Origin of the sequence: Aeromonas sp. YN13HZO-058 (assembly GCF_001921245.1) — a bacterium.
In the GTDB taxonomy this organism is placed as follows: Bacteria; Pseudomonadota; Gammaproteobacteria; order Enterobacterales; family Aeromonadaceae; genus Aeromonas; species Aeromonas allosaccharophila.
Window position 1 is genome coordinate 1 of the sequence record NZ_MQSY01000009.1, and the last position, 13,885, is coordinate 13,885.

Annotated in this window: 11 protein-coding genes; 4 read left to right on the top strand and 7 right to left on the bottom strand. The window is 60.4% G+C overall.

All coding sequences use genetic code 11. The annotated features are described in order from the left end of the window. Positions 1-165: 165 nt before the first annotated feature. The 7 genes from BSP75_RS00850 to yqhD all read right to left on the bottom strand — a co-directional run bounded on the left by BSP75_RS00850 (position 166) and on the right by yqhD (position 10,264). Positions 166-1,494 carry a CoA-disulfide reductase gene (locus tag BSP75_RS00850; protein ID WP_075111901.1) on the bottom strand — a complete coding sequence of 443 codons (1,329 nt, stop codon included), beginning with the start codon at positions 1,492-1,494 and terminating at the stop codon, positions 166-168. Between the two features lie 98 nt (positions 1,495-1,592). Beyond that, on the bottom strand, positions 1,593-2,993 hold the full coding sequence (locus tag BSP75_RS00855) for an L-cystine transporter (RefSeq protein WP_042063787.1): 1,401 nt from the start codon (positions 2,991-2,993) through the stop codon (positions 1,593-1,595). A 133-nt stretch (positions 2,994-3,126) separates the two neighbouring features. Further along, positions 3,127-4,413, bottom strand: a complete 1,287-nt coding sequence (locus BSP75_RS00860; protein ID WP_075111902.1) for an L-serine ammonia-lyase, iron-sulfur-dependent, subunit alpha — start codon at positions 4,411-4,413, stop codon at positions 3,127-3,129. Positions 4,414-4,695: 282 nt separating this feature from the next. Further along, on the bottom strand, positions 4,696-5,472 hold the full coding sequence (locus tag BSP75_RS00865) for a transporter substrate-binding domain-containing protein (protein ID WP_075111903.1): 777 nt from the start codon (positions 5,470-5,472) through the stop codon (positions 4,696-4,698). 98 nt (positions 5,473-5,570) lie between these two features. Beyond that, the gene (gene pntB / locus BSP75_RS00870; protein WP_075111904.1) at positions 5,571-7,055 is read right to left on the bottom strand and encodes a Re/Si-specific NAD(P)(+) transhydrogenase subunit beta; all 1,485 of its coding nucleotides are present in this window, start codon (positions 7,053-7,055) and stop codon (positions 5,571-5,573) included. A gap of 11 nt (positions 7,056-7,066) precedes the next feature. Next, a complete protein-coding gene (pntA, locus tag BSP75_RS00875; RefSeq protein WP_042657307.1) occupies positions 7,067-8,593 on the bottom strand; it encodes a Re/Si-specific NAD(P)(+) transhydrogenase subunit alpha in 1,527 nt (508 codons plus the stop codon). 507 nt (positions 8,594-9,100) lie between these two features. After that, complete coding sequence (yqhD, locus tag BSP75_RS00880; RefSeq protein ID WP_075111905.1) at positions 9,101-10,264, bottom strand: alcohol dehydrogenase; 1,164 nt, start codon at positions 10,262-10,264, stop codon at positions 9,101-9,103. A gap of 157 nt (positions 10,265-10,421) precedes the next feature. Between yqhD and BSP75_RS00885 the strand changes: the two genes are divergently transcribed. From BSP75_RS00885 to BSP75_RS00900, 4 genes are all read left to right on the top strand, one after another. After that, entirely contained in the window at positions 10,422-11,324 is a 903-nt protein-coding gene (locus tag BSP75_RS00885) for an AraC family transcriptional regulator (RefSeq protein ID WP_075111906.1), read from the top strand. 17 nt (positions 11,325-11,341) lie between these two features. Next, on the top strand, positions 11,342-11,854 hold the full coding sequence (locus BSP75_RS00890; protein ID WP_075111907.1) for a lipocalin family protein: 513 nt from the start codon (positions 11,342-11,344) through the stop codon (positions 11,852-11,854). A gap of 399 nt (positions 11,855-12,253) precedes the next feature. Then, positions 12,254-12,949 (top strand): DUF969 domain-containing protein, encoded by a 696-nt coding sequence (locus BSP75_RS00895; protein WP_042063774.1) that lies wholly within the window; start codon positions 12,254-12,256, stop codon positions 12,947-12,949. Next, on the top strand, positions 12,949-13,872 hold the full coding sequence (locus tag BSP75_RS00900; RefSeq protein WP_075111908.1) for a DUF979 domain-containing protein: 924 nt from the start codon (positions 12,949-12,951) through the stop codon (positions 13,870-13,872). Before BSP75_RS00895 ends, BSP75_RS00900 begins: the two co-directional genes overlap by 1 nt. The last annotated feature ends 13 nt before the right edge of the window (positions 13,873-13,885 follow it).

A 13,885-nucleotide genomic window follows, 5' to 3' on the forward strand; every position in this document is an offset into this window, starting at 1 on the left:
CGGGAGGAGCGTGAATATCAAAGCGTGTTTGCATGAGGCGCTGGGGCACCCCATGCAACACGTAATTGGGACATAGCCTTTTTTATCGCTGCAATTTAGCCACTGATATTACCCGCAGAGGCTCTGCAGAGCAGCGGCAGCGTGACGGCGCCGTCATCACAGCTCTTACTTCGCGACATTGCCCGCCACGTTCAGGGCATCCCAGGTGCGGGAGAAGGGCGGCGCGTAGGCAAAGTCCAACATGCCGAGCTGCTCGGTGGTCACTCCCATGGTGATGGCGACCGCCAGCGCGTCGATGCGATGTACCGCACCCTTGCGACCGAGGATCTGGCCACCCAGCAACCGCTTGCTGCCTGCCTCATAGACCAGCTTGACGTGGATGTCGGACTGACCCGGGCAGTAGTTGGTGTGGCACTTGTCCTTGATCACCACGGTGCGATAGTCGATGCCCATCGCCTTGGCTTCCTGCTCGGAGAGGCCGGTACGGCCCGCCTCTAGTCCCAGCACCTTGAGTGCCGCGGAGCCGAGGGTACCCGGGAACGTCTGCTCGGCCCCGGCCAGGTTTTCACCCACCATGCGGCCCAGCTTGTTGGCGATGGTGGCGAGCGGCACATAGACCTGCTGCTGCTTCACGCTGTGCCAGACGCTGGCACAGTCACCGGCCGACCAGACGTTGGCCAGCGAGCTGCGTCCCTGACGGTCCACCTTGATGGCGCCGTTGCCGAGCCGCTCGATGCCGGTATCGGCCAAAAACTCGGTGTTGGGCTTGACCCCGGTGCAGACCACCACGATATCGGCCTCGTACTCGCCCTGGCTGGTTCGCACGCCGGTCACCCGGCCATCCCCCAGCAGCGCTTCAACTCGCTCACCCAGATGGAGAGAGACGCCCTGCTCGCGCAGTTCGGTTTCGATGTGTTGGGTGATCTCGCCATCAAACGCATCGGGGATGACCCGATCCGCCAGCTCGATCAGGCGCACCTCTTTGCCCTGATGCACCAGCGCCTCGACCACTTCCAGCCCGATAAAGCCGGAGCCGATCACCACGGCGCGACGATTATTCTTGTCTTGCACCGCCGCCTTGAGCGCCAGCCCGTCGGCCATCCGGCGCAGACCGAATACCCCTTGCTGCTGCAAACCGGGGATGGGAGGCATCACTTCGCGGGCACCGGTGGCGATCATCAGCCGATCGTAGCGATCGGTGAAGGTGTCACCGTTATGTTCCACCTGCAAGGTCTGGGCACTGGCGTCAACGCTCAGCACCCGATGGCCAATCTTGACCTCGATCCCCTTGGCGGCGAACTGCTCGGGGGTGAACTCAGCCATGTAGCCGGGCTCCTGAAACTCGTCACCGACGAAGTAAGGCAGGCCACAGGCACCGAAGGAGATCACCTCGGAGGCCTCATAAACGACGATCTCGGCCTCTTTGGCCAGACGGCGCGCCTTGGCCGCCGCGCTCATACCGGCGGCTTCGCCACCGATGATCAGAATTCTCATTGTTTTTTCCTCTCAATGGCGCAGGGAGGGCATGCCCTCCCTGCGGTCTATGACGGGAAAGGGTCACCCCTTTCCACGCCCAGATCAACCGACGCAAATCAGACGGTGGACTCTTCGCCGTCCAGACTCACTTCGTGATCGCTGTTGAACACATGCATGTCGGTTTCGCCCATCAGGCGGCTGGTGACAGTCCCTGCGGTGATGGAGCCGGAGACGTTCAGCGCGGTACGACCCATGTCGATCAGCGGCTCGATGGAGATGAGCAGACCGGCCAGCGCCACCGGGAAGTCCAGCGCGGAGAGCACGATCAGCGCGGCAAAGGTGGCGCCGCCGCCAATCCCGGCCACCCCGAAGGAGCTGACGGTGATGATGGCGATCAGGGTCATGATGAAGCCGGGATCCATCGGATTGACCCCGACGGTCGGGGCAATCATCACCGCCAGCATGGCCGGATAGATACCGGCGCAGCCGTTCTGGCCGATGGTGGAACCGAAGGAGGCGGCGAAGTTGGCGATCCCCTCAGGAATACCCAGCGACTTGGTCTGGGTCTGCACGTTCATCGGGATGGAGCCCGCGCTGGTGCGCGAGGTGAAGGCAAACGCCAGCACCGGGGTGATCTTCTTGAGGAAGCGGGCGGGGTTGATGCCGACCATGCTCACCAGCAGCAGGTGTACCGCGAACATCAGCGCGATGGCGCCGTAAGAGGCCATCACGAAGCTGAGCAGGTTGATGATGTCAGCGTAGTTGGAACCGGAGACCACCTTGGTCATCAGCGCCAGCACACCGAACGGGGTCAGGCGCAGCACCAGGGTCACCATGCGCATCACGATGGCATGGGCCACGGCCACGAAGTGGCTGAAGCTGGCGAAAATCTCCGGCTTCTTGCGGGCAATGCCAGTGGCAGAAAGGCCGATGAAGATGGAGAAGATCACCACGGCGATGGTGGAGGTCTTGCGCGCCCCGGTCATGTCGAGGAAGGGGTTGGCAGGAATGAACTCCAGCATCATCTTGGCAAACGACATACTCTCGACGCTGCCGAGGGTGGTCTGCAGCGCGGCGCCACGGGCGCTTTCGGCAGCACCGGAGGTGAGACCTTCAGCGGTCAGGCCAAACAGGTTGGACATCAGAATGCCCGCCCCGGCGGCGATGGCGGTGGTGAAGATCAGCACGCCGATGGTCATGGCGCTGATCTTGCCCAGCGCAGTGCCGCCATTGAGCTTGAGGATGGCACCGATGATGGAGACCATGATCAGCGGGATGATGATCATCTGCAGCAACTTCACATAGCCACCGCCCACGATATCCAGATAGTCGATGGTCTGGACAATGACCGGTGAACCGGCGCCATAGAGCAGTTGCAGCGCGGCGCCGAACAGAATACCGAGCCCCAGACCGGCAAAGACCCGGCGGGTGAAGCTCACATGTTTTTCCTGTAACCGGTAGAGAAAGAACAGCAAGATGGCGGCGATGGCCAGATTGCCGATAACGCTAAATGTCATGGTATGACTCCCCAAAAAGCGGGCTTGCGCCCGAGAAACAAGAGCAAGCGCCATGCTTGCCCTGGCAACCGTGTCAGACGGTCTGCGCCGTCGTGACAAGAACAAGGGGGTCTATCGCCCCCTTGTCACAGATTCACTGCTTCTGCTGTTTCGCTCGCATGATGTTGATGATTTCGATGTCGGTATCCAGCATCCCCTCTTTGGAGAGGCGGCCCAGATTGGCAATGGTCTCGTCCACGTCATCGGAGACGATCCCCTCGCTCTGGGGGACATGCAGGTTGTTGATGGCCATCAGGGAAGACTTCACCGCCGCCGAGGTGGAGGTGGAGACCTTCATGGAGCAGGCGCTGCCCGCGCCGTCACAGATAATGCCGGAGACATCGCCAATCATGTTGTTGATGCAGTGGCTGATCTGCTGATACTGGCCACCCAGCAGCCAGGTGATGGCGGCACCGGATCCCATGGCGGCGGTACTGGCGGCGCACAGCGCCGACAGCTTGTTCTGATAGGTCTTGATGTAGATGGCCACCAGATGGCTCATCACCAGCGCCCGGGTCAACTGCTCGTCACTCGCCTTGAGGAAGCGGGCGGCGGCGACCACCGGCATGGTGGCGGCAATGCCCTGATTGCCGGAACCGGAGTTGGACATGGCGGGCAGCATGGCACCATCCATTCTTGCATCGGAGGCGGCGGAAGAGAGGCGCATGGCCAGCGTCATCAGGTCATCGGAGAGCAGCTTGCGCTCCACCTGCTCGGTGAGGATCTTGCCGATCTGCAGGCCGTAACCCTGCAACCCTTCATCTGCCAGCGCCTGATTCATGGTGGCGGCCTCGCGGATAAAGTCGATCTCCGCCAGCGGCACTTGCAAGGCAAAATCGACGATCTCCCGCAGGGTCATGGTCGGTTTGGCGGATTTGGCGGGCTGGATCTGCACGCCGGGGGCACTGTTCTGCTCCATCAGCACCTCGCCATCCTTCTCCATCAGGATGATGCGGGTGTGGTCGGTGCAGATCACCACCCGGGCGCTGTGGCCCTCCACTTCGGCCAGCACTTCGGCGTAGAGCACGTCCGGCACATCCTTCACATCCACCACAATGCAGTGCAGCAACGCCTTGGCCGCCTCGACCTGGGCCGGGGTGAGAGTCTTGAGCACCTCCAGCCCGGCATCCGGGTTACCGCCGGTGATGCCGACCGCAGCCGCCACCGGCAGGCCGATCATGCCGGTACCCGGCACCCCGACCCCCATGCCGTTCTTGAACAGGTTGCCACTGACCCAGACGCTGATGCGGGTCGGATCCTGCCCCAGCAGCTTGCGGCAGTTGGCCGCCGCCAGCGCCACCGACATCGGCTCGGTGCAGCCCAGGGCCGGTACCACTTCACGCTTGAGCAGGGTAATAAAGTCGGTCCATTGTGCGTTCATCTGTGCATTCTCATCTTGGTGGCGCAATGCCTGTTCATCGCCACAGGCAACAGCATGGCAAAAAAGGGTGACCCTGGGTCAACGTCAATCTGGGAGCGCGTCGCAGAGGCGTCGCGAGAGAGGTGGCCGCCCGATGACGGCCCCATGCAAATCAACTAAATTTGATATTAATATCAATAAAATCAAATTAAGTTGCGCAGCATCGCTTTTTTCAGCGTTATTATGCCCACCTTTTAACAAAGTGCGACAATTTGTGAAGTCGCGCACAGACGGCGCGATGACTCAGAGGTGATAGCGAGCCAGCAGCTGCCGATAGGCGGGTGTCTGCTTGAATGCTTTGAGCGCGGAGGAGAACTGGGTGGCCAGCTGATCGTGGCCAGGCTTGTGGGTAAAACCCAGGAAGTTGCGGTTGTCGACGGTCAACAGGCGGCTACCATTGAGCACCTGATCCTGCAGCCCCTGGGTGCGCAGCAGATAACGACCGACCCGCTCGTTGAGCACCACCCCGTCCAGCCTGCCAGCCATCATCAGGTGCAACTGCTTGATCATGTTGCCATCGCCGGTCATGGCAACCCGGATGACCCCCTTATCGGCCAGAAAATCAGGGCTGTAGGCATAGTCGGCCTGAACACCGATCCGCAGCCCCTTGAGGTCGGAGAGTTGCTCAAATTTCACCGGGCGATCCGCCGGATAGAAGAGCACCTCGCCGCTGTGAGAGAGCGGCTCTTCGGGATAGTGGAGCCACTGCTGGCGAGCCTCGATATAGAAGACATCGAGTACCGCATCCCCTTGCTTGAGACGAGCCTGCTGCAATACCCGCTTCCAGGGCAGTACCCTCACCTCGGTGCGATAGCCCAGTTGCAGCAACACGGCGCGGGCCAGCTCGAGATCGGCCCCCACCAGCTCGCCATTGTCACTGCGCATGACATAGGGGGGCCACAGCTCGGTCAGTATGGTCAGGGTCGGGGGCTCGTCCGCCAGCGCGCTGCAGCCCAACACCAGCGATGCCAACAGCCAGCCGCCTTGCCACCCTCGTCGCCACATCCGTTGCCAATCCATGGGCATATCTCCATACCGCCATGGTTTGAGAGTATACAATCCGGGGGTAATAAAAAAGGAGGCCGAAGCCTCCTTGTTATGCGATACCTGACAGGCACTTACAGTGCCTTGAGGATCGCCTCGACGCTGGCCTTGGCATCGCCAAACAGCATCTGGGTATTCTCTTTGAAGAACAGCGGGTTCTGGACACCGGCGTAGCCAGTGTTCATGGAGCGCTTGAAGCCGATGACGTTCTGCGCTTTCCACACTTCCAGTACCGGCATCCCGGCGATCGGGCTGCCCGGATCTTCCATCGCGGCCGGGTTGACGGTGTCGTTGGCACCGATCACCAGCACGGTGTCGGTATCGGCGAAGTCGTCGTTGATTTCGTCCATTTCCAGCACGATGTCATACGGCACTTTCGCTTCCGCCAGCAGCACGTTCATGTGGCCTGGCAGACGACCGGCAACCGGGTGGATACCGAAGCGCACCTTGACGCCGCGATCACGCAGCTTCTGGGTGATTTCAGCCACCGGATACTGGGCCTGTGCCACCGCCATGCCGTAGCCCGGGGTGATGATGACGGAGCTGGAGTTCTTCAGCAGGTCAGCCACTTCCTCGGCGCTGGTTTCGCGGTATTCGCCCATCTCCTGATCAGCCGTGGAGGCCACGCCGTCGGAGCCGAAGCCACCGGCGATCACCGAGATGAAGGAGCGGTTCATCGCCTTGCACATGATGTAAGAGAGGATCGCACCGGAGGAACCTACCAGCGCACCCACCACGATCAGCAGGTCGTTGGAGAGCATGAAGCCCGCCGCCGCCGCCGCCCAACCGGAGTAGGAGTTCAGCATGGAGACCACCACCGGCATGTCGGCGCCACCGATGGAGGCAACCAGATGCCAGCCGAAGGCGAAGGCGATCAGGGTCATCACCAGCAGAGCGAAGGTAGAGCCGCCCGCATTGACGAAGTAGACCATCAGCGCCAGAGAGGCGACCACGGCCAGCAGGTTCAGCTTGTGGCGGTGCGGCAGCATCAGCGGCTTGGAGGAGATCAGACCGCGCAGTTTGCCGAAGGCCACCACGGAACCGGTGAAGGTCACGGCACCGATGAAGACGCCCAGGAAGATCTCGACCAGGTGGATGTTCAGCATGGCGCCGGAGAGGTGCTCGACCTGGGCGACGCTGGCCGCCTGTTCGAACGCCGCACGGGCGGCTGCCAGCGTGGCATCCAGGTTGGAACCGACGGAGACGACTACCTCAGCAGGAGCAGAGGGGTGCAGATCGATGAAGCTGTTGAAGCCCACCAGCACTGCCGCCATACCGACGAAGCTGTGCAGCACGGCCACCAGCTCGGGCATCTCGGTCATCTCGACCTTGAGTGCCAGACGCACGCCGATGGCACCGCCGATCACCATGGCCAGGATGATCCAGTGCACGCCACTGGTCTCCGGGTTGAATACGGTGGCGAGCAGGGCGATAGCCATACCCGCGATACCGAACAGGTTGCCATGCTTGGCCGTTTCTTGCTTCGACAGTCCCGCGAGACTGAGGATGAAGAGCACGGCGGCAACGATATAGGATGCTGTTACCAGTCCTTGAGACACGTTAAACCCCCTTAATCCTTACGGAACATCTTCAGCATGCGCTGAGTGACGGTGAAACCGCCGAAGATGTTGATACTGGCAATCAGCACGGCGACGAACGCCAGCGCGGTGACCAGGGTCGACCCTTGCCCGATCTGCAGCAGGGCACCGACCACGATAATGCCGGAGATGGCATTGGTGACCGACATCAGCGGCGTATGCAGGGCGTGCGAAACGTTCCACACCACGTAGTAACCGACCACACAGGCCAGGATGAATACGGTGAAGTGGGAGAGGAAGGCAGCCGGAGCAACGGACGCAATCCAGCCGAAGGCGGCGATGCCGAGGGCACCGAACACGAACTTCTTGTTGGAGGGCTTGGCCGCTTCTTTCTTGGCGGCCGGTTTGGCGGCAGCCGGTTTCTGCGGGGCGGCAGAGACGGAGATGGCGGGCGGCGGGAAGGTCACTTCACCGGCCTGGATCACCGTCATGTTGCGCTGAACCACGTCTTCGAAGTTGATGGCAACGTTGCCGTCCTTCTCCTTGCACATCAGCTTCATCAGGTTGACCAGGTTGGTACCGTAGAGCTGGGAGGATTGGGCCGGCAGACGACCCGGCAGATCGGTGTAACCGATCACCTTGACGCCGTTGGCGGTGACATGCAGTTCACCCGGCACTGTGTATTCGCAGTTGCCGCCAGCCTGAGCGGCCATGTCCACGATGACGGAGCCCGGCTTCATGCTGTCGACCATCTCTTTGGTGATCAGCTTGGGAGCCGGCTTGCCCGGGATCAGGGCGGTGGTGATGATGATGTCCACCTCTTTGGCCTGCTGGGCGAACAGCTCCATCTCGGCCTTGATGAACTCTTCGCTCATCACCTTGGCATAACCATCGCTGGATGCGCCGTCTTCGCCGCCGAAGTCCAGTTTGAGGAATTCCCCACCCATGGATTCGATCTGCTCGGCCACTTCCAGACGGGTATCGAACGCACGCACGATAGCGCCGAGGGAACCGGCCGTACCGATGGCGGCCAGACCGGCGACACCGGCACCGATCACCAGCACCTTGGCAGGCGGCACTTTACCGGCGGCGGTGATTTGACCGGTGAAGAAGCGACCGAACTGGTGCGCAGCTTCAACCACGGCGCGATAGCCACCGATGTTGGCCATGGAGGAGAGGGCATCGAGGGACTGGGCACGGGAGATCCGCGGCACCATATCCATCGCCATCACATTGATGTTGCGCTCGGACAGCTTCTTGACCAGCTCAGGGTTCTGGGCAGGCCAAATGAAGCTCACCAGAGTGGCACCATCTTTAATTTGTGCGATCTCGGCATCGGTCGGCGCATTGACCTTGAAGATAAGGTCGGCTTGCCAGACATTCGGCACCACGCTGGCACCGGCAGCCTCGAAGGCGGCATCATCGAAGCTGGCCAACTGGCCTGCGCCGGACTCGATGGCGACCTCGAAGCCGAGCTTTTTCAGCTGCTCGACGGTAGCCGGGGTCGCTGCGACCCGGGTCTCACCGGCGAGACTCTCTCTCGGTATTCCAATCTGCATGACTATTCCCTGATGGTTAATAAACAATCGCTGCCCAGTGTCTCACTTCTGACGAAACAAGACATGACCAAAGTGCAGGTCCAGGGCTCTTTGTTATGAAAATCAGTAGGCTTTACCTCAACCTCCTGTCATGGTCAGGCCCCCGCTTTTCAGGCGCGAAGGTGATTAGTATCAAATTTTGGAGTTTTATTACAACCGCAGTCCCGACGGCACTCGTACAGAATTCAGCCCATCCCTGGCTACGATTAAAAAAAACAAACCAAATTAGAGGCTTATACCAGTAAAAACGGCTGAAAAAAGTGATCCAACCAGTCAAAAAAAATGTTTTACCGGCCCTCTATCTTAGCGTTTTTTGTTCTTACGAAATCCGCTTTCGTCTCACTTCTCGCAGCGAAACGCCGAAAAGTAACATTTTCCCAACAAAAGCGGGGCCGCTCAGCCGCCAGATGGCGGGAGAGGGCCCCGACAATTCAATCGTTTCGCCCGTGTGGCGCCGATTGGCGGCCCTTACCAGGCCGCTTCATAAATATGCTGGCTCTGCACCAGATCGATATCGCTGTGCTCGCCCAGACGGGTCATGCCGTGCTCACCCAACTTGCCGATCAGGGTGTCGATACCGAGATCTTTCAGACCGTAGTCGCGCAGTCGGGTCTTGACCCCCATCCGTTCGAAGAAGTCGCGGGTCGCGGCGATGGCATCATCGATGCGCTCCGCTTCGCTGCCGCTGCGTAGACCCCACACCCGCTCTGCGTATTGCAGCAGCTTGGCATGCTTCTGTTTACGCTTGGCCTGCAACAGGGCGGGCAGTACCGCCGCCAGCGTCTGGGCATGGTCGAGACCATGCAGGGCGGTCAGCTCGTGACCCAGCATGTGGGTGGCCCAATCCTGCGGCACACCGGCACCGATCAGACCGTTCAACGCCATGGTGGCGCTCCACATGATGTTGGCGCGCACCTCGTAGTTGTGCGGCTCAGCCAGCGCCTTGGGGCCCTCTTCGATCAGGGTCAGCAGCAAGCCTTCGGCGAAGCGATCCTGCACCTTGGCATTGACCGGATAGGTGAGGTACTGCTCCACGGTATGGACGAACGCATCCACCACTCCATTCGCCACCTGACGCTCGGGCAGGGTGTAGGTGAGCACCGGATCCAGCACGGCGAAGCGCGGCATCACCAACGGCGAGAAGAAGTGCACCTTGTCGCCACTGCTGCGACGGGTGATGACGGCCCCCATGTTCATTTCGGAACCGGTCGCCGGCAGGGTCAGCACCGAACCGAGCGGAATGGCGGAGCGCACTTCGCTGCCCACGGTCTCGAGAATGTGCCAGGGCTCTTTGGCCAAATCGTAGTGCGCGGCAGCAGCGATAAACTTGGTGCCATCGAGCACTGAACCACCGCCGACCGCCAGCAGGAAGTCGACCCGCTCGGCACGGGCAAGCGTCACGGCGCCCATCAGGGTCTCGTAGGCCGGGTTCGGCTCGATGCCGCCAAATTCAAACAGGGTCATGCCAGCCAGTTCGCTGCGGATCTGCTCCAGCAAGCCGCTGCGTATCACGCTGCCGCCGCCATAGGTGATCATGACGCGGGCATCGCTCGGGAGCTGCTCGCGCAGCTGGGCGATCTGCCCTTGGCCAAACAGGATTTTGGTCGGGGTATGGAGCGTAAAGTTGTTCATCGACATTGCCTTCTTCTGATAGTCAGGGCGGCCAGGCCGCGAAATCGTGATTGCATTTTTCTCCAGAACCACCCTACCATCAAGACAACATCCTGCTTTATTCTTGCCTATTTCTACAAAGCAGCGAAAACCGGAACAGTCGAATCAAAGAGCGCCCATGCCAAACCGTTACAGCGACCTCGCCGCCAGAGTGACCCGCCACGTCACCGCCCCCGGCATCACCCCCTCCCCGGTGGAGCAGGTGAATTTCATCTACACCACCGAGTACCACGGCCGCACCCCGGTGCTCTACCAGCCGCGGATGATCGTGATCCTGCAGGGGCACAAGGTGGGCTATCTGGCGGATCAGGTGTTTCGCTACGACCCCAACCACTACCTGCTGATGACCTTGCCGCTGCCCTGCGAGTGCGAGTGCTTCGCCTCCCTCGAGCAGCCGCTGATCGGTTTTACCATCGAGATCAATATGGTCACCCTGCAAGAGCTGCTGCTGGAGCTGGGCGACGCCCTGCCCGCCCCCGCTCCGCAGAAGAGCGGCGTCCACTCGGTGCCCCTGTCGGAGGCGATGTTCTGCGCCGCCGAGCGGCTGATCGATCTGATGGACAACCCGCTGCACGCCAAGGTGCTGGGGCCGCAGACGGTGCGCGAGATGCTGTTCCACGCCCTCACCGAGGGGGGCGGCCCCGCCTTGCAGGCGCTCGCCAATCGCCACAACCATGTGGGCCAGATCGCCCGGGTGCTGCGTATGATAGAGTCCCGTTATGCCGACAACCTCACCATGGAGGAGCTGGCGCGGGAGGTGAACATGAGCGTCTCCGCCTTTCACCACCACTTCAAGGCAGTCACCGCCACCTCGCCGCTGCAGTACATCAAGTCGTTCCGACTGCACAAGGCGCGGATGATGATGTTGCACGACGGCATCAAGGCGGGCACCGCGGCGGCCAGGGTCGGTTACGAGAGCAACTCCCAGTTCAGCCGGGAGTACAAGCGCTTCTTCGGCAGCACGCCGACGGATCAGGCCTCCCGCTTCCGGGATGGCCAGCTGCGCATCATCGAGGGATAACAAGAGAGGGATTACCTATGCGTTCACTGCTTTGCCTGTTCACCGCCTGGCTGCTGACGGCCTGTACCGGGATTGCCGATGGCATCCGCCCCGTCACCGGCTTCCAGCTCGATCGTTATCTTGGCACCTGGTACGAGATTGCCCGCCTCGACCACAGCTTCGAGCGGGGGCTGGAGCAGGTGAGCGCCACCTACAGCCTGCGCGATGATGGCGGCGTCAAGGTACTCAACCGCGGCAAGCAGAGCGATGGCAGCTGGCGCGAAGCCGAGGGCAAAGCCTACTTCGTCGGCAACCCGGACGAGGCGCGGCTCAAGGTGAGTTTCTTCGGCCCCTTCTACGGCGGCTACAACGTCATCGACCTCGACCCCGATTACCAGCTCTCGCTGGTGACCAGCTACAACCACGACTACCTCTGGATCCTCTCCCGCTCCCCCAATCCGCCCAAGGAGAAGGTGGACGCGCTGATCGCCAAGGCCAAGGGGCTGGGCTTTGCCACCGACCAGCTGATTTGGGTCAAGCAGACCCCCTGAGCCTTCAGCGGTGGCGACCCCTTCGCCACCGCACTCACCTGCCCGCCATATTTTCCTGCCTCCAGTCTCCAGCCACCTTTCCCGCCAAATATATAGACGACATGTTGCATATATATTGCCAAATCGAATGATCGATTATTTATTAGGCAGCTGAACTGCCACGCCGGTATCGCTGACATATATCGGGGAAATTATGATGAATAATCAACATTGATGCACATGGGTAGCGTGATAACAGGACTCACCATTTACCAGCGAACGATAAATCAGCAAAAATGTGGTGTCATCCGCCATGCATCTCCTCGCAAACGCTTAATTGTTGCCATCCCTGTCTGCAGATGATAAACAACTCCATCATCAAAAATTACACATAAATATTCACTTGAACGAGGTGGTTAATTGGAATGGATTAAATTGAGTGGCATCCTCATTATTTTGTTAGGATTTTATTTCAAACTCGATACCCTGGCCGTCGTGCTGGTCGCTGCCGTTACCACGGCCCTGGTCTCCGGTCTCTCCATGACCGATTGCCTCTCCCTGCTGGGCGAAGCCTTTGTCTCCAACCGCATGGTGACGCTGTTTCTGCTGACCCTGCCGATGATCGGCATCTGCGAACGCTACGGCCTGAAACAGCAGGCCGTCACCCTGATCGAGCGGATCAAAAAGCTCACCCCGGGCAAGTTCATGACCCTCTATATGTTTATCCGCGAGCTGGCCGGTCTCTTCTCGGTGCGGGTACAGGGTCATACCCAGTTTATTCGTCCGCTGGTCAATCCGATGACCCAGGCAGCCGCCAGCAAGGTGCACGGGAAATTAAGCGAAGAGGACGAGGAATATATCAAGGCGCGGGTTTCGGCCACCGAAAACTACGGCAACTTCTTTGCCCAAAATACCTTTGTCGCCTCCGCCGGGGTATTGCTGATTGTCGGCACGTTCGAGTCGCTGGGATATAACGTCTCCGCCGTCGATATTGCCAAGGCCTCCATGCCGATTGCCATCATTACCCTGTTTATGGTCGCCGCCTCCAATATGTGGTTTGACCGTCAGATGGCCAAGAAATATGCATCTGGCAACAGCAAGGGAGGTCAACAGTAATGGCTGCACTGATCCCCAATATGCTCGAATTCTTCTATGTGCTGATCGGCGTCATCCTGTTCAGCAGCGCCTGGCGCGTCCTGCGTGATGGCAACCACCCGGCCAAAATTGGTACTGCCCTGTTCTGGACCATCCTCGGGGTGCTGTTCGCCTTCGGCAGCTATATCCCCAACATGATCAACGGGATGCTGATCCTCACCATGGGGGGCATCACCCTGCTCAAGCAGGTGAAGATCGGCAAGCTGGAGCAGGCGAGCGAGGAGGAGTCCCAGCGCCACGCCAACCGCATCGGCAACCGGATCTTCCTGCCCTGCGTGTTGCTGGCGCTGCTGGCGGTAGTGATCGCCCAGTTCACCCCCCTCGGCGGTCAGGTCGGTATCGGTCTGGCGGCGGTGATCGCCTTCGTCATCACGGTACTGCTGACCCGTGCCACACCCTCCACCGTGGTGGGCGACTCGGACCGGATGATCCAGCAAGTGGGCATCACCGGCATCCTGCCCCAGTTGCTGGCCGCCCTCGGGGTGATCTTCAACACCTCCGGCGTCGGCGATGTCATCTCCCACGGGATCTCCACCGTGGTGCCGATGGGCAGCCCCTTCGTCGGGGTGGTGGCCTACTGCCTCGGCATGATGGTCTTCACCATGATCATGGGCAACGCCTACGCCGCCTTCACCGTCATCACTGCCGGGATCGGCATTCCCTTCGTGGTCGCGCAAGGGGGTGATCCGGTGATCGCCGGTGCGCTGGCGATGACCGCCGGTTTCTGCGGCACCCTGATGACCCCCATGGCCGCCAACTTCAATGCCCTGCCCGCCGCCCTGCTGGAGATGAAGGATCTCAACAAGGTGATCAAGGAGCAGGTGCCAATGGCGCTGACCCTGGTGCTGATCCACATCGCCCTCATGTACTACTGGGCATTTTGAGAATTCGGGAGAC